The 22704-nt window shown below is 71.1% G+C and carries 19 protein-coding genes; 7 read left to right on the forward strand and 12 right to left on the reverse strand.

The window, feature by feature from the left end; translation table 11 throughout:
* Positions 1-22: 22 nt before the first annotated feature.
* The 5 genes from tal to pgl are packed head-to-tail and all read left to right on the forward strand — an operon-like array spanning position 23 to position 5949.
* On the forward strand, positions 23-1132 hold the full coding sequence (gene tal, locus C7S10_RS15665) for a transaldolase (RefSeq protein WP_108345573.1): 1110 nt from the start codon (positions 23-25) through the stop codon (positions 1130-1132).
* Positions 1129-2781, forward strand: a complete 1653-nt coding sequence (gene pgi / locus C7S10_RS15670) for a glucose-6-phosphate isomerase (RefSeq protein ID WP_108345384.1) — start codon at positions 1129-1131, stop codon at positions 2779-2781. The genes tal and pgi overlap by 4 nt, the downstream gene beginning before the upstream one ends.
* Positions 2778-4313, forward strand: coding sequence for a glucose-6-phosphate dehydrogenase (zwf, locus tag C7S10_RS15675; RefSeq protein WP_108345385.1), 1536 nt, complete (start codon positions 2778-2780; stop codon positions 4311-4313). Before pgi ends, zwf begins: the two co-directional genes overlap by 4 nt.
* Positions 4313-5224 carry a glucose-6-phosphate dehydrogenase assembly protein OpcA gene (locus C7S10_RS15680; protein WP_108345386.1) on the forward strand — a complete coding sequence of 304 codons (912 nt, stop codon included), beginning with the start codon at positions 4313-4315 and terminating at the stop codon, positions 5222-5224. Before zwf ends, C7S10_RS15680 begins: the two co-directional genes overlap by 1 nt.
* Positions 5221-5949 carry a 6-phosphogluconolactonase gene (gene pgl, locus C7S10_RS15685; protein ID WP_108345387.1) on the forward strand — a complete coding sequence of 243 codons (729 nt, stop codon included), beginning with the start codon at positions 5221-5223 and terminating at the stop codon, positions 5947-5949. Before C7S10_RS15680 ends, pgl begins: the two co-directional genes overlap by 4 nt.
* A gap of 448 nt (positions 5950-6397) precedes the next feature.
* Here the strand turns inward: pgl and C7S10_RS15690 are convergent, their stop codons facing one another.
* The 12 genes from C7S10_RS15690 to uvrA form a co-directional block, all read right to left on the reverse strand.
* Positions 6398-6757, reverse strand: a complete 360-nt coding sequence (locus C7S10_RS15690; protein ID WP_108345388.1) for an RNA polymerase-binding protein RbpA — start codon at positions 6755-6757, stop codon at positions 6398-6400.
* 65 nt (positions 6758-6822) lie between these two features.
* Positions 6823-7062 (reverse strand): preprotein translocase subunit SecG, encoded by a 240-nt coding sequence (gene secG / locus C7S10_RS15695; RefSeq protein ID WP_108345389.1) that lies wholly within the window; start codon positions 7060-7062, stop codon positions 6823-6825.
* Positions 7063-7107: 45 nt separating this feature from the next.
* Positions 7108-7896, reverse strand: coding sequence for a triose-phosphate isomerase (gene tpiA / locus C7S10_RS15700; protein WP_108345390.1), 789 nt, complete (start codon positions 7894-7896; stop codon positions 7108-7110).
* 2 nt (positions 7897-7898) lie between these two features.
* Complete coding sequence (locus tag C7S10_RS15705; RefSeq protein WP_108345391.1) at positions 7899-9104, reverse strand: phosphoglycerate kinase; 1206 nt, start codon at positions 9102-9104, stop codon at positions 7899-7901.
* 5 nt (positions 9105-9109) lie between these two features.
* On the reverse strand, positions 9110-10105 hold the full coding sequence (gene gap, locus C7S10_RS15710; RefSeq protein WP_108345574.1) for a type I glyceraldehyde-3-phosphate dehydrogenase: 996 nt from the start codon (positions 10103-10105) through the stop codon (positions 9110-9112).
* A gap of 153 nt (positions 10106-10258) precedes the next feature.
* A complete protein-coding gene (whiA, locus tag C7S10_RS15715; RefSeq protein WP_108345392.1) occupies positions 10259-11245 on the reverse strand; it encodes a DNA-binding protein WhiA in 987 nt (328 codons plus the stop codon).
* A 26-nt stretch (positions 11246-11271) separates the two neighbouring features.
* A complete protein-coding gene (locus tag C7S10_RS15720; protein ID WP_108345393.1) occupies positions 11272-12252 on the reverse strand; it encodes a gluconeogenesis factor YvcK family protein in 981 nt (326 codons plus the stop codon).
* 7 nt (positions 12253-12259) lie between these two features.
* Entirely contained in the window at positions 12260-13126 is an 867-nt protein-coding gene (gene rapZ / locus C7S10_RS15725; protein ID WP_108345394.1) for an RNase adapter RapZ, read from the reverse strand.
* 3 nt (positions 13127-13129) lie between these two features.
* A complete protein-coding gene (gene uvrC, locus C7S10_RS15730; RefSeq protein WP_108345395.1) occupies positions 13130-15154 on the reverse strand; it encodes an excinuclease ABC subunit UvrC in 2025 nt (674 codons plus the stop codon).
* Between the two features lie 35 nt (positions 15155-15189).
* Positions 15190-17394, reverse strand: coding sequence for a hypothetical protein (locus C7S10_RS15735; RefSeq protein ID WP_165807173.1), 2205 nt, complete (start codon positions 17392-17394; stop codon positions 15190-15192).
* A 97-nt stretch (positions 17395-17491) separates the two neighbouring features.
* Complete coding sequence (locus C7S10_RS15740; protein ID WP_108345397.1) at positions 17492-17965, reverse strand: Rieske (2Fe-2S) protein; 474 nt, start codon at positions 17963-17965, stop codon at positions 17492-17494.
* 76 nt (positions 17966-18041) lie between these two features.
* The gene (gene uvrA / locus C7S10_RS15745; RefSeq protein ID WP_108345398.1) at positions 18042-21113 is read right to left on the reverse strand and encodes an excinuclease ABC subunit UvrA; all 3072 of its coding nucleotides are present in this window, start codon (positions 21111-21113) and stop codon (positions 18042-18044) included.
* A gap of 139 nt (positions 21114-21252) precedes the next feature.
* On the opposite strand from uvrA, the gene C7S10_RS15750 reads away from it, so the two are divergent.
* Both C7S10_RS15750 and C7S10_RS15755 read left to right on the forward strand, forming a co-directional pair.
* Entirely contained in the window at positions 21253-21963 is a 711-nt protein-coding gene (locus C7S10_RS15750) for a maleylpyruvate isomerase family mycothiol-dependent enzyme (protein WP_165807174.1), read from the forward strand.
* The gene (locus C7S10_RS15755) at positions 21957-22625 is read left to right on the forward strand and encodes an MBL fold metallo-hydrolase (RefSeq protein ID WP_108345400.1); all 669 of its coding nucleotides are present in this window, start codon (positions 21957-21959) and stop codon (positions 22623-22625) included. The genes C7S10_RS15750 and C7S10_RS15755 overlap by 7 nt, the downstream gene beginning before the upstream one ends.
* Positions 22626-22704 lie beyond the last annotated feature (79 nt).

Here is a 22704-nt window from a genome sequence, read left to right on the forward strand (position 1 = left end):
CCGCTCCCCAGGAGGAATGCACATGTCTGACCGCCTCACCGCACTGTCCGAAGCCGGAGTCTCCATCTGGCTCGACGACCTGTCCCGCGAGCGGATCGAGACCGGCAACCTCGCCGACCTCGTCAGCTCCTCGTCGGTCGTGGGCGTCACCACCAACCCCTCGATCTTCGCGGCCGCGCTGAAGGACGGCGAGCGCTACGACGCCGAGGTCCGCGACCTCGCGAAGTCGGGCGCCGACGTCGACACCACCGTCTTCCAGCTCACCACCGGCGACGTGCGGAGCGCCTGCGACGTCCTGAAGCCGGTCTTCGACCTCACCCACGGCGTCGACGGCCGCGTCTCGATCGAGGTCTCCCCCACGCTGGCCAACGACACCGACGCCACCATCGCGTCCGCGAAGGACCTCTGGAAGGCGGTCGACCGGGAGAACCTCCTGATCAAGATCCCCGCCACGACCGAGGGCGCGCCGGCGATCAGCGACGTGCTCGGGGAGGGCATCAGCGTCAACGTCACGCTGATCTTCGGCCTCGAGCGCTACCAGGGCGTGATGGAGGCGTACGTCGCCGGGCTGGAGAAGGCCCGCGAGAACGGTCTCGACCTGTCGAAGATCCACTCGGTGGCGTCGTTCTTCGTCTCCCGGGTCGACACCGAGATCGACAAGCGCCTCGAGGAGCTCGGCGCCGACCAGGAGCTCTTCGGCCGGGCGGGCGTGGCCAACGCCCGGCTGGCCTACCAGGCGTTCGAGGAGTTCTTCTCGGGTCCGCGCTGGCAGGCCCTCGCCGATGCCGGCGCCCACAAGCAGCGGCCCCTGTGGGCCTCGACCGGCGTCAAGAACCCCGACTACCGCGACACGATGTACGTCACCGACCTCGTCGTGCCCGACACCGTCAACACGATGCCCGAGAAGACCATGGAGGCCTTCGCCGACCACGGTGAGGTCAAGGGCGACCAGGTGACGACGATGTACGACGACGCCAGCGCGACGATGGCGTCGCTGGCCGCCGCCGGCATCGACTACGACGACGTCATCGCGACCCTTGAGGCCGAGGGCGTCGAGAAGTTCGTCACCTCGTGGAACGAGCTCCTCGACACCGTCCGCGGCCAGCTCGAGGGCGCCGGCGAGGAGTCGTGAGCGCGGCCCCGGTCGACGCCACGTCCACCGCTGCGTGGTCGCGGCTCTCCGAGCTGGGCCGCGACTTCGCACCCGACCTCCGGGCGTCCTTCGCGGAGGACCCCGACCGCGCGTCGCGGCTGACGTTCACGGCCGCCGACCTGTACGTCGACCTGTCGAAGAACCTCGTCAACGACGACGTCCTCGACGCCCTGCTGGCGCTGGCCGACGAGGTCGGCCTCGCCGCCCGGCGCGACGCGATGTTCGCCGGCGAGCACATCAACGTCACCGAGGACCGCGCCGTGCTGCACACGGCCCTGCGCGCGCCCGCCTCGGCGTCGCTGACCGTCGACGGGCAGGACGCGATCGCCGACGTGCACGAGGTCCTCGACCGGGTCTACGCGTTCGCGACGAAGGTGCGCTCCGGGGAGTGGACCGGTGTCACGGGCGAGCGGATCCGGACGGTGGTCAACATCGGGATCGGTGGCTCGGACCTCGGTCCCGTGATGGCGTACGAGGCGCTGGCGCCGTACGTCATGGACGGGCTGGAGTGTCGATTCATCAGCAACATCGACCCGACGGACGCGGCCCGGACGCTGCAGGGCCTCGACCCGGCCTCGACGCTGTTCATCGTGTCGAGCAAGACGTTCGGCACCCTCGAGACGCTGACCAACGCCCGGCTGTGCAAGGCCTGGCTGCTCGACGGCCTCGCGGGCCAGGACGCGTCGGAGGCGGTGGCGAAGCACTTCGTGGCGGTGTCGACCGCGCTGGACAAGGTCGCCGACTTCGGGATCGACCCCGACAACGCGTTCGGCTTCTGGGACTGGGTCGGTGGCCGCTACTCCCTGGACTCGGCGATCGGCACGTCGCTGGTCGTCGCGCTCGGACCGGAGCGGTTCGCCGAGCTGCTGGCCGGCTTCCACGCGATGGACGAGCACTTCCGCACGGCGCCGTCCGCGAGCAACGTCCCGGTGCTGATGGGGCTGGTCAACGTCTGGCACCACAACTTCCTCGGCGCGGCCACCCACGCGGTGCTGCCCTACTCCCAGCTGCTGCACCGCTTCCCGGCCTATCTCCAGCAGCTCACGATGGAGTCCAACGGCAAGAGCGTGCGCTGGGACGGGAGCCCCGTCACCACCGAGACCGGCGAGGTCTTCTGGGGCGAGCCCGGGACCAACGGTCAGCACGCGTTCTACCAGCTGATCCACCAGGGCACCCAGCTCGTCCCGGCGGACTTCATCGCGTTCGCCAACCCCGCCTACCCGCTGACCGACGGCGACGTGGACGTGCACGAGCTGTTCCTGGCCAACTTCTTCGCCCAGACCAAGGCGCTGGCCTTCGGCAAGACCGCCGACGAGGTGCGCGCCGAGGGCACCGACGAGGCGATCGTCTCGGCGCGGGTCTTCGAGGGCAACCGGCCCACCACCTCGATCATGGCGCCGGCCCTGACGCCCGGTGTGCTCGGCCAGCTGATCGCGCTCTACGAGCACCTGACGTTCGTCGAAGGCGTGGTGTGGGGCATCGACAGCTTCGACCAGTGGGGCGTCGAGCTCGGCAAGCAGCTCGCCCAGGCGCTCACGCCGGCCGTCGGTGGCGACGCCGGCGTGCTCGCCGAGCAGGACGCCTCGACGCAGGCCCTGATCACCTACTACCGGGAACGGCGACAGTGACCCCACCCTCCGGCTCGACCAACCCGCTGCGCGATCCCCAGGACCGCCGCCTGCCCCGGATCGCCGGCCCGTCGGGCCTGGTGCTCTTCGGCGTGACCGGCGACCTGTCGCGCAAGAAGGTGATGCCGGCGATCTACGACCTCGCCAACCGCGGGCTCCTGCCGCCGGGGTTCAGCCTCGTCGGCTTCGCCCGTCGTGACTGGGCCGACCAGGACTTCGCCCAGATCGTGCACGACGCGGTCAAGGAGCACGCGCGCACGCCGTTCCGCGAGGAGGTGTGGAAGCAGCTCTCCGAGGGGTTCCGGTTCGTGCCGGGCAACTTCGACGACGACGTCGCCTTCGACAACCTGCGGCGCACGGTCGAGGAGCTCGACCAGCTGCGCGGCACCGGCGGCAACATGGCGTTCTACCTCGCCATCCCGCCGGCCTTCTTCGGCACCGTCGTCGGCCAGCTCGAGGAGCACGGCCTCGCCGACGGCACCGCCGACCACTGGCGCCGGGTCGTCGTGGAGAAGCCGTTCGGCCACGACCTCGCCTCGGCCCGCGAGCTCAACGACGTGCTGGCCGGTGTGTTCGAGCCCGACGAGATCTTCCGCATCGACCACTACCTCGGCAAGGAGACGGTCCAGAACATCCTGGCGATGCGCTTCGCCAACAACATGTTCGAGCCGATCTGGAACTCCAACTACGTCGACCACGTGCAGATCACGATGGCCGAGGACATCGGCATCGGCGGCCGCGCGGGCTACTACGACGGCATCGGCGCCGCCCGCGACGTCATCCAGAACCACCTGCTCCAGCTGATGGCGCTGGTCGCCATGGAGGAGCCGATCGCCTTCGACGCCGAGAGCCTGCGCCTCGAGAAGCAGAAGGTGCTCGCCTCCGCCGTGCTCCCCCGCCGTCTCGACACGACCACGGCTCGGGGGCAGTACGCCGCCGGCTGGCAGGGCGGCGAGAAGGTCATCGGCTTCCTGGACGAGGAGGGGATCGCCACGACGTCGGCAACCGAGACGTTCGCCGCGATCACCGTCGAGGTCGAGACCCGCCGGTGGGCCGGCGTCCCGTTCTACCTGCGCACCGGCAAGCGGCTCGGCCGGCGCGTCACCGAGGTCGCGGTCGTCTTCAAGCGCGCGCCGCACCTGCCCTTCACCTCCACGGCCACCGAGGAGCTGACGCAGAACGCGCTGGTGATCCGGGTGCAGCCCGACGAGGGCCTGACCATGCGGTTCGGCTCCAAGGTGCCCGGCACCGCGATGGAGATCCGCGACGTCAACATGGACTTCGCCTACGGCGGCTCCTTCACCGAGGCCAGCGCCGAGGCGTACGAACGACTGATCCTCGACGTCCTGCTCGGCGACCCGCCGCTGTTCCCGCAGCACGAGGAGGTCGAGCTCTCCTGGAAGCTGCTCGACCCGGTCATCGAGCACTGGGCGAAGAAGGGGAAGCCCGACACCTACGACGCCGGGACGTGGGGTCCGCCGTCCGCCGACGCGATGCTCGCGCGGTCCGGACGCACCTGGAGGAGGCCGTAATGATCGAGCTCATCGACACCACCTCGTCCAAGATCGCCGCGGAGTTCGTCCGCTCGCGCACGCGCGCCGGCAGCCCGGCCATGGGCATGGTGATGACCCTGATCATCGTCACCCCCGAGGACGACGCCGTCGAGGCGATGAAGGCCGCACAGCGAGCCTCGCACGAGCACCCGTCGCGCGTGCTCGGCGTGATCCTCGGCGACGGCCGCGGGGCCGGCCAGGTCAACGCCCAGGTCGGCAGCGGGGACGGCTGGGGCGGCGAGACCGCCCTGATCCGGCTCAAGGGCGAGGTGGTCAAGCACGCCGAGTCCGTCGTGCTCCCGCTGCTGCTGCCCGACTCCCCCGTGGCGATCTGGTGGCCCACCTCGCCGCCCGACGACCCGGCCAGCGACCCGCTCGGCGCCCTGGCCAAGAGGCGCATTACCGACTCGGCCGGCGTCACCCGCGGCAAGTCCACCGCGATGCTGCACCAGTGCCGCTCCTACGCGCCCGGCAACACCGACCTGAGCTGGACCCGCCTGACTCCGTGGCGCGCCCTCCTCGCAGCCGCGCTCGACCAGCACCCCCTCACCGTCATCGGCGCCTCCGTCACCGCCGAGCGGATCAGCCCGAGCGCCGACCTGCTCGTCGCCTGGCTCGCCGACCGGCTGCACGTCGCCGTCGAACGGCACACCTCCGAGGGTCCCGGCATCACCGAGGTCACGATGGACACCCGCGAGGGACCGATCACCATCTCGCGTGCCGACGGCCGCCTGGCGACCTTCACCTCCCCCAACCGTCCCGACCGGCCGGTCGCGCTGAAGCGACGCGAGGTGCCCGCCCTGCTGTCCGAGGAGCTGCGCCGCCTCGACGAGGACGACGTCTACGCGCGTACGGCGAAGCGGCTGGTCAAGCTGAGGAGCACCACGTGAGCACTCCCGAGGTCCGTCGGCACGCCGACTCCGACACGCTCGTCGGCGACGTCGCCACCGCGCTGATCGAGCGGCTCTCGGCCGCGCAGGAGCGGGGCGAGGTGCCGCAGATCGGCCTCACCGGCGGCACGATCGCCGACGACCTGCACCGCGAGCTCGCGCGGCGCGCAGGCGACTCGTCGCTCGACTGGTCCCGGGTCGTGTTCTGGTGGGGCGACGAGCGGTTCGTGCCGGCCGACTCGTCCGACCGCAACGCCCGTCAGGCCCGCGAGGCGCTGCTGGACCACGTGCCGGTCGACCCCGCCCGCGTCCACGAGGTGCCGGCGAGCGACCAGGTCGCGACCGCGGAGGACGCGGCCGCCGCCTACAGCGCGACCCTGCGCTCGGAGGGGGCCGGCTTCTTCGAGGTGCTGATGCTCGGCATCGGCCCCGACGGGCACTGCGCCTCCCTGTTCCCCGGCCACCCGGGGCTCGAGGCTCGCGACGCCATCGCCGTCGCCGTCCACGACTCCCCCAAGCCGCCGCCTGACCGGGTGACGCTCACCTTCGAGGCGATGGAGCGCTGCCGCGCGGTCTGGTTCATCGCCAGCGGCGAGGGCAAGGCCGACGCGGTCGCCCGGGCCCTGGCCGAGGAGGGATCGGTCGCCGAGACGCCGGCCCGCGGCGTCCACGGCGACGAGACCGTGTGGTGGCTCGACGAGGCCGCCGCGTCCCGCCTGCCCTGAGAGGTGCGCAGCGCCGTACCCCCGTGGCGGTGCGTGAGCCACACTCCTACGCGCGAGAACGTGGGTGGCTCACCGCTCCCGGGCGAGTCGCGGCACGACACGTCGTACGGCGGTGCGTGAGCCACAGTCCTGCGCGCGAGAACGTGGGTGGCTCACCGCTCCCGGGCGAGTCGCGGCACGACACGTCGTACGGCGGTGCGTGAGCCACACTCATGCGCGCGAGAACGTGGGTGGCTCACCGCTCCCGGGCGAGGCGCGGCACGACACGTCGTACGGCGGTGCGTGAGCCACGGTCGTGCGCACAGGAATGTGGCTGGCTCACCGCTCCCGGGCGAGTCGCGGCACGACGCGCCGTACGGTGGCGGTGCGTGAGCCACGTTCCCGCGATCGAGGACGTGGGTGGGTCACCGCCGCCGGACAGCGGCGAGGCGGACGCGGAGGGCGACCCTCAGAAGATGATGTCGCCGGACTTGCGCCGCGAGCGGAGCAGCTGGATCGCCTCGTCGAGGATGCTGGCCGCCTCGGTCTCGGAGCGACGCTCCTTCACGTAGGCGAGGTGCGTCTTGTAGGGCTCGATCTTCGGCGCGGGAGGCGGGTTGTCGGAGTCCAGGCTGGCGGGCAGCCCGCACTTGGGGCAGTCCCACGACTCGGGGGCGGTCGCCTCGACGGCGAACGTCACCACCGACCGGTGGTCGTGGGAGCAGAAGTAGGTGACGGCCTGGCGCGGCGCGGCCTCACCTCGTTCGGCCTCGCCCATCGGACCAGCGCCGACCCGGCTTCCCCGGATCGCGTTACCTCCACCAGCCACGTGCGTCTCTTTCTCTCAAGCCCCGTAGTGAACCGTGCGACAGACGAGCGAGCGACTCGGACGAGTCAGGAGCCGGCGTAGGCCTTCAGCAGTCCGAGGGCGATCACGCACGCGAACCAGATGACGCCCATGCCGATGGTGAAGCGGTCGAGGTTGCGCTCGGCGACCGACGACCCTCCCAGCGAGCTGGACACGCCGCCGCCGAACATGTCGGAGAGGCCACCTCCGCGCCCCTTGTGCAGGAGGACGAGGAGGATCATGACGGCACTCGTCGCGACGAGAAGAATGGTGAAGAGCAGTTCCACGGGCGAAAGCCTACGTCACGACCGGCCGGTCGCCCGACAGGCCCGTCACAGAACCGGCATCGAGTAGAACCGGCAGATCCCGCCGAACTCGTCGACCTGCAGGCTCGCCCCACCCACGAGCGCGCCGTCCACGTCGGCCTTCTCCATGATGCCGGCCACGTTGGCGGCCTTCACCGAGCCGCCGTACAGGACCCGAACCCCGTCGGCCGCGGCGTCGCCGTGGACCTCGCGGACGCGGTCGCGGATCGCCTCGCAGACCTCTTGGGCGTCGTCGGGCGTGGCCACCTCGCCGGTGCCGATGGCCCAGACGGGCTCGTAGGCGACCACGAGGCCGGCGACCTGCTCGGCGGTGAAGCCGGCGAGCGAGCCGTCGACCTGGGCGAGGGTGTAGGCGACCTGGTCGCCCGCCTGACGGATGTCGAGTCCCTCGCCGACGCAGACGATCGGGGTCATGCCCGCGGCGAGCGCCTTGTGGGCCTTGGCGTTGACGACCTCGTCGGTCTCGGCGTGGTACTCGCGCCGCTCCGAGTGCCCGACCACGACGTAGGAGCAGCCCAGCTTGGCGAGCATCGCCGCCGACACCTCGCCGGTGTAGGCGCCGCTGTCGTGCGTCGAGACGTCCTGGGCGGCGTACTTGATGGAGAGCCGGTCGCCGTCGACGAGCGTCTGCACGGAGCGCAGGTCGGTGAAGGGGGGTACGACGACCACCTCGACCTTGCCGTAGTCGTGCCGCTTGTCGGACAGCGTCCACGCCAGCTTCTGGACCAGCACCACCGCTTCCTGGTGGTTGAGGTTCATCTTCCAGTTGCCGGCCATCAAGGGGGTGCGGGTCATGGTCAGTGCCTTTCCAGGACGGCGATGCCGGGCAGTTCCTTGCCCTCGAGGTATTCCAGCGAGGCGCCACCACCGGTGGAGATGTGGCCGAAGGCGGCCTCGTCGAAGCCGAGCTGGCGTACGGCGGCCGCGGAGTCGCCACCACCGACCACCGAGAGGCCGTCGATCTTCGTCAGGGCGTCGGCGACGGCCCGGGTGCCCTCGGCGAACGCTGCGACCTCGAAGACGCCCATCGGGCCGTTCCAGAAGACGGTCCTGGCGTCGGCGAGGGCGGCCGCGAACGCCGCGGCGGACTCGGGACCGATGTCGAGGCCGAGCGTCGAGGACGGGATCGCGTCGGCCGCGACGACGCGGGCGGAGCCCTCGTCGCCGAAGCTGTCGGCGACCACGACGTCGGTCGGCAGCAGGATCTCGACGCCGCGCTCGGCCGCCTCGGTGAGGTAGCGCTGGCAGGTCTCGAGCTGGTCCTCCTCGAGGAGGCTCTGACCGACCTCGTGGCCCTGCGCCTTGAGGAAGGTGAAGACCATCCCGCCGCCGATGAGCAGCTTGTCGGCCTTCTCGAGCAGGTTGTCGATCACCCCGAGCTTGTCGGAGACCTTCGACCCGCCGAGGACGACGACGTAGGGCCGCTCGGGGTCGACCGTGAGGCGACGCAGCACGTCGATCTCGGTCGCCACGAGGCCGCCCATGGCGGACGGCAGCCGCAGCGCGACGTCGTACACGCTGGCCTGCTTGCGGTGCACGACTCCGAACCCGTCGGAGACGAACGCGTCGGCCAGCTGGGACAGCTGACCGGCGAACGAGCCGCGCACGTCGTCGTCCTTGCTGGTCTCGCCCTCGTTGAACCGGACGTTCTCGAGCACGGCGACGTCGCCGTCACCGAGAGCAGCGACGGTCTCCGTGGCGCTCTCCCCCACCGTGTCGGTGGCGAAGGCGACCTCGCGACCCAGCAGCTCGCCCAGGCGTGCGGCCACGGGGGCCAGCGAGTAGGCCGGGTCGGGTGCGCCGTCGGGACGCCCGAGGTGGGCGACCACGACGACGCGGGCACCCGCGTCGGAGAGCTGCTCGATGGTCGGGACGCTGGCGCGGATCCGGCCGTCGTCGGTGATGGTCGTGCCGTCGAGGGGCACGTTCAGGTCCGAACGGACCAGCACGCGCTTGCCCGTCAGGTCACCGAGGGACGCGATGTCGGCGGTGTCGTCGGCCATCGAGGTCAGAGGGTCTCGCCGATGAAGCCGATCAGGTCGACGAGGCGGTTGGAGTAGCCCCACTCGTTGTCGTACCAGCCGACGACCTTGACCTGGTTTCCGATGACCTTGGTCAGCGGGGCGTCGAAGATGCAGGACGCCGGGTCGGTGACGATGTCGGAGGACACGATCGGGTCGGTGGAGTACTTGAGGAAGCGGCCGTCGGCGGCCTTCTCGATGATCGCGTTGACCTCCTCGACGGTGGTCTCGCGGCTGGCCTCGAACGTCAGGTCGGTGGCGGAGCCGGTGGGGACGGGGACGCGGATCGCGTAGCCGTCGAGCTTGCCCTTGAGCTCGGGCAGGACCAGGCCGATGGCCTTGGCGGCACCGGTCGAGGTCGGGACCAGGTTGATCGCGGCGGCACGGGCGCGGCGCAGGTCCTTGTGGATGTTGTCCTGCAGGTTCTGGTCGGCGGTGTAGGCGTGGATGGTGGTCATCAGGCCCTTGACGATGCCGAGGTCGTCGTTGAGCGCCTTGGCCATCGGGCCCAGGCAGTTGGTGGTGCACGACGCGTTGGAGATGACGTGGTGGGCGGCCGCGTCGTAGTCGGTGTGGTTGACGCCCATCACGATGGTGATGTCCTCGTTGGAGGCGGGCGCGGAGATGATGACCTTCTTGGCGCCGGCGTCGATGTGGGCCTTGGCCTTGGTGGCGTCGGTGAAGAAGCCGGTGGACTCGACCACGATGTCGACGTCGAGGTCGCCCCATCCGAGGTTGGCCGGGTCGCGCTCGGCGAAGGCGCGGATGGTCTGGTCGCCGACCTTGATCGAGGTGTCGTCGGAGGACACGTCGGCGTCGAGGCGGCCGAGGATCGAGTCGTACTTCAGGAGGTGGGCGAGGACCGCGTTGTCGGTCAGGTCGTTGACGCCGACGATCTCGATGTCGGCCCCCGAGGCGCGGACCGCCCGGAAGAAGTTGCGGCCGATGCGGCCGAATCCATTGATGCCTACGCGGACGGTCATGTGCATGTCTCCTTGGGTGGGGCCTTCGGTGACCCCGTCGACAACGGTGGCCTTCAGTGACCGGACCCGACCCTATCGGGTCCGGGGCGCGCCTCGGCGCGTGGTCGTTCGCGGTACGGACCGGTAACCGTGGAACGATCCAAGCGGGGTCCCTCAGGCTTCTTCGGCCAGCATCTCGGGGGTCAGCGACGACTCGGTGTCGGGGATCCCGAGCTCCTCGGCCCGCTTGTCGGCCATGGCGAGCAGGCGCCGGATCCGGCCGGCGATCGCGTCCTTGGTCAGCACCGGGTCGTGCAGCTGGCCGAGCTCCTCGAGCGAGGCGTTCTTGTGCTCCAGCCGGAGGTCGCCGGCGAGCTTGAGGTGGTCGGGGACCTCGTCGGCGAGGATCTCCAGGGCGCGCTCCACGCGGGCGCCCGCAGCGACGGCCGCGCGGGCCGAGCGCCGCAGGTTGGCGTCGTCGAAGTTGGCGAGCCGGTTGGCGGTCGCGCGCACCTCGCGGCGCATCCGCCGCTCCTCCCAGGCCATCAGGGACTCGTGTGCCCCGAGGCGGGTGAGCAGGGCGCCGATGGCGTCGCCGTCGCGGATCACGACGCGGTCGACGCCGCGGACCTCGCGGGCCTTGGCGGAGATGCCGAGCCGGCGCGCGACACCCACGATCGCGAGCGCTGCCTCGGGACCGGGACACGTGATCTCCAGCGACGACGACCGACCGGGCTCGGTGAGGGAGCCGTGGGCGAGGAACGCGCCCCGCCAAGCGGCGACAGCGTCGCAGCCGCCACCGGAGACGACCGCCGGCGGCAGGCCCCGCACGGGCCGGCCGCGGCCGTCGAGCAGCCCGGTCTGGCGGGCGAGGGCCTCGCCGTCCTTGATCACGCGCACGATGTAGCGGCTACCCTTGCGCAGTCCGTTGCCCTGCACGACCACGACGTCGGACTGGTGGCCGTAGACCTCCGCGATGTCCTTGCGCAGCCGGCGCGCGCCGGCGCCGGTGTCGAGCTCGGCCTCGACGACGATGCGGCCGCTGACGATGTGGAGGCCGCCCGCGAACCGCAGCATGGAGGCCACTTCGGCCTTCCGACAGCAGGTCTTCGTGATCTGGGTGTTGGCCAGCTCTGCCTTCACCTGTGCCGTCATCGCCATGGGACGAATCCTGCCACGAGCGTCAATCACCCTCGGAGCGGACCACCGGCCATGATGGCCTCGAACGCGGCCGCCAGCTTGTCGTCGTCGTGGCGGTCGGTGGCCCCGTCCGCGGCGATGTCGGCGAGCACCAGGTCGGCCCCGCAGGCCGACACGGCGCGGTCGAGCTCTTCGGGGTGCGAGACGCACCTCACGTCGGCGAGCACGGTGTGGATCTTGAGGTCGGGCGCGTGCTCGAACAGGGCATCGAGGTGGTCCTCCGGGCCGTAGCCGGGTGTCTCCCCCTCCTGCGGCTCGAGGTTGAGCACCACGACGAGCCGACCGGACGTGTCGATCAGCGCCTGGCGCAGCGCGGGCACCATCAGGTGCGGGATCACCGAGGTGAACCACGACCCGGGCCCGAGCACGACCCAGTCGGCGGCCATCACGGCCTCGATCGCCTCGGCGCAGGCCTCCGGGTCGGGCGGGTCGAGGGCGACGGAGACGATCTCGCCGGGGGTGGTCGCGACCTCGACCTGGCCGCGCACCTCGGAGGTCCGGGCCGGGTCGGACGGGTCGAGCCCACGCACACGGGCGGTCATGTCGATGGAGGTCACGGCCATCGGGAGCACGCGGCCCCGGGCGCCGAGCAGCCGGCCGACCCAGTCGAGCGCCCGCACGGGGTCGCCCATCAGCTCCCAGAGCCCGACGATCAGCAGGTTGCCGATGACGTGGCCGCGCATCTCGCCGTCACCCTCGAAGCGGTGCTGCACGACCTCGGACCAGGTGCGTCCCCACTCGTCGTCACCACACAGTGCCGCCAGCGCCATCCGCAGGTCGCCGGGCGGCAGCACCCCGAACTCGCCCCGCAGCCGGCCCGACGAGCCACCGTTGTCGGCGACGGTGACGACGGCGGTGAGCTCGTCGAGGGTCAGCTCGGCGACGAGGTGGCGCAGCGCGCTGAGCGTGGCGAAGAGTCCGTGCCCGCCACCGAGGGCGACGGCGGACTGGGCGGTGGCGCGGGCCATCGGTGCCTCACTCCCGCCCGAGGTCGCGGTGGCTGGCGCGGCTGTCGATGCCGTGGGAGCGGAGGCGGGTGACGATCTCCTCGGTCATCGCCACGCTGCGGTGCTTGCCGCCGGTGCAGCCGATGGCCACCGTCATGAACCGCTTGCCCTCGGTGAGGTAGCCCCCGACGACGTTCTCGAGCATCGGGACGTACTGGTCGAGGAACGTCTGGGCGCTGGGCCGGCCCTTGACGTAGTCGGCGACGTCCTCGTCGCGACCCGACCGCGGACGCAGCTCGGGCACCCAGTAGGGGTTGGGCAGGAACCGCATGTCGGCGACGAAATCGGCGTCGACCGGGATGCCGTACTTGAAGCCGAACGAGACCACCGTGACCTTGAGGGCCGTCGTGGCCGGGGTGCCGAACTGCTCGGCTATGCGGTCGGTGAGCTGGTGCACGTTGAAGTTGGTGGTGTCGATGACGAGGTCGGCATCGCCGCGCACCTCGGCCAGCACCTCGCGCTCGCGGTGGAGGCCGTGCAGCAGCCGGCCGCTCCCCTGGAGCGGGTGGGGCCGGCGGGCGGCCTCCTGGCGGCGTACGAGGACGTCGTCGTTGGCCTCGAGGAACAGCAGCGTCGTCGGGCGACCCGTCACGCCCTGGTGGCGGTTGGCCTGGAGGGAGTCGAAGAAGGATCCGGAGCGTACGTCGACGACGACCGCAATCGGCTGCGTGACCCCGCGGGAGTCGTCGACCAGCCGGACCACGTCGCGCACCAGGGTCGGCGGCAGGTTGTCGACGACGAAGAAGCCGAGGTCCTCGAGCTCCTTGGCGGCCGTGCTGCGACCGGCGCCGGTCATGCCGGTGACGATGACGAGCTCGGCGGGGGTCGAGTCCATGGCTCAGTCCTCCTCGATGATCTCGCCGGTGGCGGTGTTGACCCGGACGGGCCGCTCGCCGCCCGGTGCCGGAGCATCCGGTGTCGGGGCATTCTTGCGGGTCGCGTCGGTGCTCGCCACGGCCGCCTTGATCGCCTCGGCCGTCCGCGGACCGATGCCCGGCACCAGCGCCAGCTCCTCGACGTCGGCGACGCGTAGCTTCTTGAGCGAGCCGAAGTGCTTGAGCAGCGTCTTGCGACGCACCTCGCCCAGGCCCGGGACGTCGTCGAGCAGGCTCTCGACCATCGACTTGGAGCGCCGGGAGCGGTGGTGGGTGATCGCGAACCGGTGGGCCTCGTCGCGCACCCGCTGGAGCAGGTAGAGCCCCTCGCTGGTGCGCGGCAGGATGACCGGGTCCTCCTCGGCCGGCAGCCAGACCTCCTCGAGGCGCTTGGCCAGGCCGCAGACGGGGATGTCGGTGATGCCGAGCTCGGTGAGCGCGGCCTGCGCCGCGGCGACCTGCGGCGGACCGCCGTCGACCACGACCAGCCCGGGGGCGTAGGCGAACTTGCGGGGGCGCCCGGTCTCGGGGTCGACGAGCATCGGTCCGGAGTCGGTGCTGACGGTCTCGGCGCGGGTCTGCTCGTCCTGGAGCCGCTTGAAGCGTCGGGTGATGACCTGGTGCATGTGCGCGACGTCGTTCTGGGTCACCTCGGTCTGGCCCGGCTCGGGCTTGATCACGAAGCGGCGGTATTCCCCCTTGCGCGGGAGGCCGTCCTCGAACACCACCATCGAGGCCACGACCTCGGTGCCCTGGAGGTTGGACACGTCGTAGCACTCGATGCGCAGCGGGACCTCGTCGAGGGCCAGCGCCTGCTGGATCTCCTCGAGGGCGCGGTTGCGGGTGGTCAGGTCGCTGGCGCGCTTGGTCTTGTGGAGCACCAGCGCCTGTCCGGCGTTCTTCGCCACCGTCTCCTGCAGGGCGAGCTTGGTGCCGCGCTGCGGCACCCGGATCGCGACCCGGCTCCCCCGCAGGTCGCTGAGCAGCTCCTCCATGACGTCCGGGTCGGGCGGCAGCGCCGGCACGAGGACCTCCCGCGGGATCGAGTCGGACTCCGCGGAGTAGAGCTGGAGGAGGAAGTCCTGCACCAGCTCGGGGGTGCCGCCGTCGTCGGTGCGGTCGGCGACCCATCCGCGCTGTCCCCGGATGCGCCCGCCGCGGACGTGGAAGATCTGCACGGCGACCTCGAGCGGGTCCTCGGCCAGCGCGATGACGTCGGCGTCGGTGCCGTCGCCGAGCACCACGGCCTGCTTCTCCAGCGCCTTGGTGAGCGCGCCGAGGTCGTCACGCAGGCGGGCGGCCTTCTCGAAGTCGAGCGCCTCCGACGCGGCGTACATCTGCTTCTCGATGCGCTTGACGAAGGCGGCGGTGTTGCCGGCCATGAAGTCGCAGAAGTCGTCGACGATCTCGCGGTGGGCCTCGGCGGTGACGTTGCCGACGCAGGGCGCGGCGCACTTGTCGATGTAGCCCAGCAGGCACGGGCGCCCGATCTGGCTGGAGCGCTTGAAGACGCCGTTGCTGCACGAGCGCATCGGGAAGACCCGGAGCAGCAGGTCGACCGTCTCGCGGATCGCCCAGGCGTGGCCGTAGGGACCGAAGTAGCGGGTGCCCTTGCGCTTGGCGCCGCGCCCGACCATCACCCGCGGGAACTCCTCGCCGACGGTGACGGCGAGCCACGGGTAGGACTTGTCGTCGCGGTACTTCACGTTGAAGCGCGGGTCGAACTCCTTGATCCAGCTGTACTCCAGCTGGAGCGCCTCGACCTCGGTCTTGACGACGGTCCACTCGACGCTGGCCGCGCTGGTGACCATCGAGGCCGTGCGCGGGTGCAGGTTGCCGATGTCCTGGAAGTACGACGACAGCCGCGGGCGCAGGCTCTTGGCCTTGCCGACGTAGATCACGCGGCCCTTGGGGTCGCGGAAGCGGTAGACGCCAGGCTGGGTGGGGATCGATCCCGGTTCGGGTCGAAAGCTGGCGGGTGACGGCACGTCCCAACCCTACGAGGGCGCGCCGACACCCGGGGTCAGCGGATCCTGACCTTGCCGGACCTGCGCGAGGTCGCCTTGTAGCCCTTGGCCGTGCCGCGGACCTTGACGCTCACCTTCGCGCCCCGCAGCGACCTCGGCACGACGAAGCTCTTCCTCGTCGCACCCTTGATCACGCGCTTGCCGGCGTACCAGGTGTAGCGGAACTTCGCGCCCTTGACCCACGCGCCCGGCTTGGCCTTGAGCTTCGTGCCGGCCTTGGCCTTCTTGCCCTTGAACTTGATCTTGGGCTTGGAGGACGGGAGCTTGCCCTTCGTCACCCGGCTGGTGGCGGACACGCTCGCCCGGGCGACCTCGAAGCCGGGGGCCGCCGCGACGTTGCGCACCCCGATGTACTGGTCGAGGTCGGCGCCCTTGAGCGTGTACGTCGATCCGGTGGCGCCCGGGATGATCGTGGTGCCGCGGTACCACTCGAAGGTGGAGGTCAGGCCGGCCGGCGCGAGGCCGTCGGCGCCGACCCAGCTCAGCGACGTGGCCGACAACGTGCTGCCCGTCTTGAGGGTGCCGGACACCACGGGCCGGGTCGCGGTCCCGGTCGCGACGTAGAAGGTCGCGGGCGCGACCGTCACCGGGGCCGACTGCACGGGTGTGGGCGCTCGCCCGGGGGCGTACGCCGTGACGCGGACGGCGAGGGCGGCGCCGGCCAGCGACAACGGCACGTCGAAGGTGGACGACTCCGCGCCGGCGATCGGCGTCCCGTTGGCGAGCCACTGGTAGCGCAGACCGGCGGGGGTGGGCGAGAACGACGTCGGCGTCGCCGTGAGCCGCTCGAACGGCCGGTAGGTGCCGCTGATGCCGACCACGCCGCCCGTCAGGGCGGGCCCGGGGGCGTAGGTGCTGGTGAGGGTGGCGGTGCCGGCCGCGGCGTTGAGGGCCGAGACGGTGACCTTCATCGAGCCCGAGCCGTTGCTCCAGGCCTCGCCGGCGACCAGGGCGGTGTTGCCGCCCGTCAGGAGCAGCCGGAGGCCGCGGTCGGCGTCCTGCTCGACCACGATCCCCGAGGCGCGGTAGGCCTGGCCGTAGGCGGTGATGCCGTTGCGGTAGCCCGCGCCCGCGTCGCCGGCCGTGCCGTTGCGCAGGTCGAACCACGTCGTCAGCCCGTTGTCGGGATCGACGACCTCGACGCCCCGGACGCCGGTCTCGGGCGCGTTGGCCCGGTCGCGGATCGACGCCGAGCCGCTCACCCCGGTGAGGGTGGCGACCTCGCCGGCCTGGATGAGCCCCTGCTCCTGCCGGTAGCCGGTGCCGAGCTCGGGCGGCACGGAGTTGGGGGCCGACCCCATCACCTCGTAGATGTCGCCGTACTCCGTGGCGGTGTTGGCGTGGGCCAGGCCGTAGTTGTGGCCCCACTCGTGGGCCATCGTGTCGGCCATGCCCGCGCTGGAGGACACGATGCTGACCCCGCCGCTGACCAAGGACTCGCCGGTGCTGGCGCGGCCGTCGTACATCTGGGCGCAGACGTCCGGCATGAGCACGACGAGCTGGTCGGTGCCGGTGACGAAGTCGTAGCCGGGGAACAGGGTCGCCGCCTCGGCAGTGACGGCCGCGAAGTCGGGTGCCGTGGTCTGGGTGCCGCCGATGCCGCAGCCGTTGGCCACGGTGGTCTTCGTCGTCGTGTAGGAGACGAAGGAGGCGGGCAGCTGGAAGCCGGTGATCTTCCCGTCGGCCTGGTCGACCCAGTAGTCCCCCGCCGACTTGAGCTGGGCCATGATCTGCGCCGTGTTGCGGCCGTAGCTGCCGAGGTTGGTGGTGATCGCCACGGCGACGCGGTGGCTGACCGGGCCCGACGACGTGGGCCGCGGACGGATCGTCGCGGAGGTGACGGTCAGCGGGGTGCGGGCGTCCGCTGCCGCGCGCATCGTCGTGGCGCGACCGTCGACGACGGGCAGGCGCACGCTCCCGGTGAACCGGTCACCCGTCGCGACGTCGTGGTCGAAGGCGCCCACCGAGCCGGCGTCGATCGCCACGACCCGGCCGTCGCCGCGGCGCACGGCGTAGGTGTCGGGCTCACCCGCCTCCCCCGCCACGACGAGCAGGCGGCCCGTCAGCCCCACGCTGCCCTCGCGCGCCGCAGGGGCGACGGGCGTCGGGTCCTGCGCGGAGGCGGGACAGGCGACGAAGGTGACGGCGCCGGTGGCGAGTGCGACGCCCACGGCGACCCGTCGGGCGATGGACGATGACATGAGGAGCTCCCCGGGCTCGGGTCCGCTCGAGCCGGACCGACTGGCGTCATCGTCCACCATGCGACGCCCGGCCGACACCCCCGGTCCCCGGGGGAAGCTACGCCAGGCTGATCGAGTCGCCCTCGACCGAGATCGACACCTCGGACAGCGGAGCCGTCGCGGGGCCCTGGATGACCGAGCCGTCCTCCAGCGAGAACTGGCTGCCGTGGCACGCGCACGGGATGACGCCGTCGGTGCCGGCGCTGACCGTGCAGCCCTGATGGGTGCAAACCGAGGTGAAGGCCTTGAAGTCGCCCTCGCTCGGCTGGGTGATGACGCACTTCTGGTCGGCGAAGACCGCGCAGCCGCCGACCGGGATGTCGCTGGTGGCGGCCACTGCCTCGCCGCCGCCGGACGACGGCGACTCGCTGCCCGACGAGCTCTCGGTGTCGCTGGGGCTGGACGTGCCCTCGGAGGCCGGGTCGGAGGCCGTGTCGCTGTCACCACCGCACGCGCTCAGGGCGACCGCCCCGACGCCGAGGCCGGCGACTCCCGTGAACGCGGTGCGTCGACTCAGGTGGTGTGCGGACATGGGCGCCTCCTGTGGTTGAAAACGGACGCTTCCGAGCCTAGCGACCGCTGCCGACCCCACCACTTGGACGATGGTCCTAGGACCTCTTCGCCGCCCTCTTCGCTGTGGCCTTCTTCGCGGTCGTCTTCCTCGCCGGCGCCTTCGCGGCCGTCTTCTTCGCCGGGGCTGCCTTCTTCGCCGCGGCCGCCTCGGCCCTGGCCGCCGTCGCGGCCCGCTTGAGCGCGGCCTTGGTGGGCGGACGCGTCGGCGCCTCCGTGGGCTTGACCCTGCCCTTCGGCTGCTTGGCCTCCCGGCCCTCGAGGAGCGGGGCGAGGAAGGTGCCGGTGTGGCTCTCGGGGGTGGCCGCGACGTCCTCGGGCGTGCCCTCGGCGACGACGATGCCGCCGCGCGAGCCACCCTCCGGACCCATGTCGATGATCCAGTCGGCGGTCTTGATGACGTCGAGGTTGTGCTCGATCACGAGGACCGTGTTGCCCTGGTCGACCAGCCGTCCCAGAACGAGCAGCAGCTTGCGGATGTCCTCGAAGTGCAGGCCGGTGGTCGGCTCGTCGAGGACGTAGACCGTGCGGCCGGTGGACCGCTTCTGCAGCTCGCTGGAGAGCTTGACGCGCTGCGCCTCGCCGCCGGAGAGGGTCGTCGCGGGCTGGCCGAGACGGACATAGCCCAGACCGACCTCGCACAGCGTCACCATGTGTCGCGCGATGGCGGGCACGGCGGCGAAGAAGTCGGCCGCCTCCTCGATGGGCATGTCGAGGACCTCGGCGATGGTCTTGCCCTTGTAGTGCACCTCGAGCGTCTCGCGGTTGTAGCGCGCGCCGTGGCACACCTCGCACGGGACGTAGACGTCGGGCAGGAAGTTCATCTCGATCTTGATCGTGCCGTCGCCCGAGCAGGCCTCGCAGCGGCCGCCCTTGACGTTGAAGGAGAAGCGACCCTGGAGGTAGCCGCGCATCTTGGCCTCGGGGGTCGAGGCGAAGAGCTTGCGGATGTGGTCGAAGACGCCGGTGTACGTCGCTGGGTTGGAGCGCGGGGTGCGCCCGATCGGCGACTGGTCGACGTGGATGACCTTGTCGACGTGCTCGAGGCCGGTGATCTTGGTGTGCCGGCCGGGCACGGTGCGGGCGTTGTAGATCTGCTTGGCCAGCGAGGTGTAGAGGATGTCGTTGACCAGGGTCGACTTGCCCGAGCCGGACACGCCGGTCACGGCGCAGAAGACGCCGAGCGGGAAGCTCACGTCGACGTCGCGCAGGTTGTGCTCCTTCGCGCCGTGGACGGTGAGCTCGCGACCGATGGTGCGCGGGCGGCGCACGAGGGGGACCGGGATCTCGCGGCGACCGCTGAGGTACTGCCCGGTCATCGAGTCGGGATGCTCCAGCAGGCCCTTCACCGAGCCCGAGTGGACGACCTGGCCGCCGTGCTCGCCGGCGCCCGGGCCGATGTCGACGACCCAGTCGGCGACCCGGATGGTGTCCTCGTCGTGCTCGACGACGATCAGGGTGTTGCCGAGGTCCTTGAGCCGGACCAGGGTCTCGATCAGGCGATGGTTGTCGCGCTGGTGCAGCCCGATGGACGGCTCGTCGAGGACGTAGAGGACGCCCACCAGGCCGGCGCCGATCTGGGTGGCGAGCCGGATGCGCTGGGCCTCGCCGCCCGACAGCGACCCGGAGGGCCGGTTGAGCGAGAGGTAGTCGAGACCGACGTCGAGCAGGAAGTTGAGGCGCTCCTGGATCTCCTTGAGGACCCGCTCGCCGATCTGCTTCTCGCGCACGGACAGGTCGAGGTTGCGGAGGTAGTCGGCGGTCTCGTTGATCGGGAGGGCGCAGACCTCGGCGATGTTCTTGCCGCCCTTCTCCTTGTCACCGAGGGTGACGGCCATCGAGACGGGCTTGAGCCGGCTGCCGTGGCAGGCCGGGCACGGCACCTCGCGCATGAAGCCCTCGAACCGCTCGCGGCTCGTGTCGGACTCCGCCTCCTTGTGGCGGCGCTCGATGTAGGGCCGGACGCCCTCGAAGGCGGCGTAGTAGGCGCGCTGGCGGCCGTAGCGGTTGGTCGTGACGACGTGCACCTTGGTCTTGTGCCCGTCGAGGATCGAGGTGCGGGCGTGCGAGGACAGCTGCTCCCACGGGGTGTTGAGGTCGAAGCCGAGCTCCTCGCCGAGCGCGTTCATCAGGCGCAGGAAGTAGTCGGCGACGTGGGCGTGGCTCCACGGCTGGATGGCTCCCTCCCCCAGCGTCGCGCCCGGGTCGGGCACGACGAGCTCGGGGTCGACCTCCATGCGGGTGCCGAGACCGCTGCACTGCGGGCAGGCACCGAACGGTGAGTTGAAGGAGAACGAGCGCGGCTCGAGCTCGTCGGTGTCGATGGGGTGCTCGTTGGGGCACGCCATCCGCTCGGAGAACCGGAGCTCGCGGCCGGGATCCTTCTCGTCGAGGTCGATGAAGTCGAAGAGCACCAACCCGCCGGCCAGGTTGAGGGCGGTCTCGACCGAGTCGGTCAGCCGGCGCTTCGAGCTCTCCTTCACGGCGAGCCGGTCGACCACCACCTCGATGGTGTGCTTCTTCTGCTTGTCCAGCTTGGGCGGCTCGTCGAGCGTGTGGGTCTCGCCGTTGACGCGCGCCCGGGAGAACCCCTGCGTCTGGAGCTGGCGGAACAGGTCGACGTACTCGCCCTTGCGGCCGCGGATGACGGGCGCGAGGACCTGGAAGCGCGCGCCGTCCTCGAGCGAGAGGATGCGGTCCACGATCTGCTGCGGCGTCTGCCGCTCGATCGGCGACCCGCAGACGGGGCAGTGGGCGCGACCGGCGCGGGCATAGAGCAGGCGGAGGTAGTCGTAGACCTCGGTGATGGTGCCGACGGTCGAGCGCGGGTTCTTGCTGGTCGACTTCTGGTCGATGCTCACCGCCGGCGACAGGCCCTCGATGAAGTCCACGTCGGGCTTGTCCATCTGGCCGAGGAACTGCCGCGCGTAGGCGGACAGCGACTCGACGTAGCGGCGCTGGCCCTCGGCGAAGATCGTGTCGAACGCGAGGCTCGACTTGCCGGAGCCCGAGAGGCCGGTGAACACGATCATGGCGTCGCGCGGCAGGTCGAGCGAGACGTCCTTGAGGTTGTGCTCCCGGGCGCCCCGGATGATGAGCTGGTCGATCACAGTGGTCCTCAGCGGTCTGTGCAGACGAGTGGATTCGAACAAGTGTTCGTCACGCGGGCCTGGGTTGCAACCCGCCACGCGGTCAGTTCTCGATCCTACGGGTCCGCACCACAGCCTTTCGGGGGTGTTGGATGGGGCCATGACCGACATCACGGCCCACGTGACACAGCTCGGCCTCCTCGCCGAGGCCGACAACCGGCTGGTGCGCACCGTCGACGCGCTCGACGACGCGACCTACCGTCAGGCCTCGCTGCTCCCCGACTGGACCGTGGGCCACGTGATCGCCCACCTCGCCCTCAACGGCGAGGGCCTGGCCGGAGCGCTCCACGGCGTGGCGACCGGGGTCCCCACCCCGATGTACGCCTGCCAGGAGGCCCGCGACGACGACATCGCCACCCTGGGCGTGGCCGCCCCGAGCGAGCTGCGGTCGCGATTGATGGCGTCGACCGAGCTGTTCGACCGCGAGGTGGCCGACCTCCCCGACGACAAGTGGGAGACCACCATCGAGCGCACGCCGGGCAACCGGGCGTTCAAGGCGCGCTCGACGGTCCTGATGCGGATCCGCGAGGTCGAGATCCACCACGCCGACCTCGGCGTCGGCTACACCTCGGCCGACTGGTCGCCCGCCTTCTGCACGCTGCTCCTCGACTCGCTGCGCGCGTTCTCGTCGCCGGTCCCGTTCCGGGTGCTGGCGCGTGACCTCGCGCAGACGTGGGAGTACGGCGAGGGCGAGCCCACCGCCACGGTCGCCGGCGACGCCCACGCCCTGGCGTGGTGGCTGACCGGACGTGGCACCGGCGAGACCCTGACGTCCGACACCGGCACGCTGCCGGAGGTGTCGGCATGGTGACCTACACCGGCGACGTCACCCCGGGCGGACCGGCACAGACCAGGCAGGCCGGTGGGCTGACCATCACCAAGGTGGCCGTCGACCCGCAGATGTCCAACAACGCCTACCTCCTGCACTGCGAGGAGACCGGCGACGTCGTGCTGGTCGACGCGGCGTACGACGCCCCGACCCTGCTCGCGCTCGTCGGCGACCGGCCGCTGCGCGCCGTGGTGACGACCCACCAGCACTGGGACCACCACCGCGCGCTCGCCGACGTCGTGGCAGCCACGGGGGCGGAGGTGGTCGTGGGCGAGCCGGACGCCGCCGCCGTCACCGAGCAGACCGGCGTGGCGGTCGACCGCACCGTCGGGCAGGGCGACCGGATCGCCGTGGGCACGTGCGAGCTGTCCGTCATCGCGCTCGCCGGCCACACCCCCGGCTCGATCGCGCTCCTCCACGACGACGGGCCCGGCCACCTGTTCACCGGCGACTCGCTCTTCCCCGGCGGCGTCGGCAACACGTTCGGCGACGCGTCGGCGTTCGCGACCCTGATCGACGAGGTGTCCACCAAGGTCTTCGACGTGCTCGGGGACGACGTCTGGTTCTACCCCGGCCACGGCGGCGACTCGACGCTCGGCGCCGAGCGGCCGCACCTCCCGGAGTGGCGCGAGCGCGGCTGGTAGCCCCCGTCGGTCCGTGTCCCGGCGCCCGTCCGGGCCCCGGCCCCGCGACCGATAGGGTCCGAGCACCCTGCAGAAGGAA

This window comes from Nocardioides currus (assembly GCF_003057875.1).
Taxonomy (GTDB): Bacteria; Actinomycetota; Actinomycetes; order Propionibacteriales; family Nocardioidaceae; genus Nocardioides; species Nocardioides currus.

What these genes read in the sequence shown, in the direction of transcription:
- tpiA (WP_108345390.1), bottom strand. Translation starts at nt 7,896, where the DNA reads ATGACCCGCACCCCCTTGATGGCCGGCAACTGGAAGATGAACCTCAAC.
- C7S10_RS15720 (WP_108345393.1), bottom strand. Translation starts at nt 12,252, where the DNA reads ATGGCCCGCGCCACCGCCCAGTCCGCCGTCGCCCTCGGTGGCGGGCAC.
- tal (WP_108345573.1), top strand. Translation starts at nt 23, where the DNA reads ATGTCTGACCGCCTCACCGCACTGTCCGAAGCCGGAGTCTCCATCTGG.
- C7S10_RS15735 (WP_165807173.1), bottom strand. Translation starts at nt 17,394, where the DNA reads ATGTCATCGTCCATCGCCCGACGGGTCGCCGTGGGCGTCGCACTCGCC.
- gap (WP_108345574.1), bottom strand. Translation starts at nt 10,105, where the DNA reads ATGACCGTCCGCGTAGGCATCAATGGATTCGGCCGCATCGGCCGCAAC.
- C7S10_RS15740 (WP_108345397.1), bottom strand. Translation starts at nt 17,965, where the DNA reads ATGTCCGCACACCACCTGAGTCGACGCACCGCGTTCACGGGAGTCGCC.
- C7S10_RS15680 (WP_108345386.1), top strand. Translation starts at nt 4,313, where the DNA reads ATGATCGAGCTCATCGACACCACCTCGTCCAAGATCGCCGCGGAGTTC.
- C7S10_RS15705 (WP_108345391.1), bottom strand. Translation starts at nt 9,104, where the DNA reads ATGGCCGACGACACCGCCGACATCGCGTCCCTCGGTGACCTGACGGGC.
- C7S10_RS15750 (WP_165807174.1), top strand. Translation starts at nt 21,253, where the DNA reads ATGACCGACATCACGGCCCACGTGACACAGCTCGGCCTCCTCGCCGAG.
- rapZ (WP_108345394.1), bottom strand. Translation starts at nt 13,126, where the DNA reads ATGGACTCGACCCCCGCCGAGCTCGTCATCGTCACCGGCATGACCGGC.
- whiA (WP_108345392.1), bottom strand. Translation starts at nt 11,245, where the DNA reads ATGGCGATGACGGCACAGGTGAAGGCAGAGCTGGCCAACACCCAGATC.
- C7S10_RS15755 (WP_108345400.1), top strand. Translation starts at nt 21,957, where the DNA reads ATGGTGACCTACACCGGCGACGTCACCCCGGGCGGACCGGCACAGACC.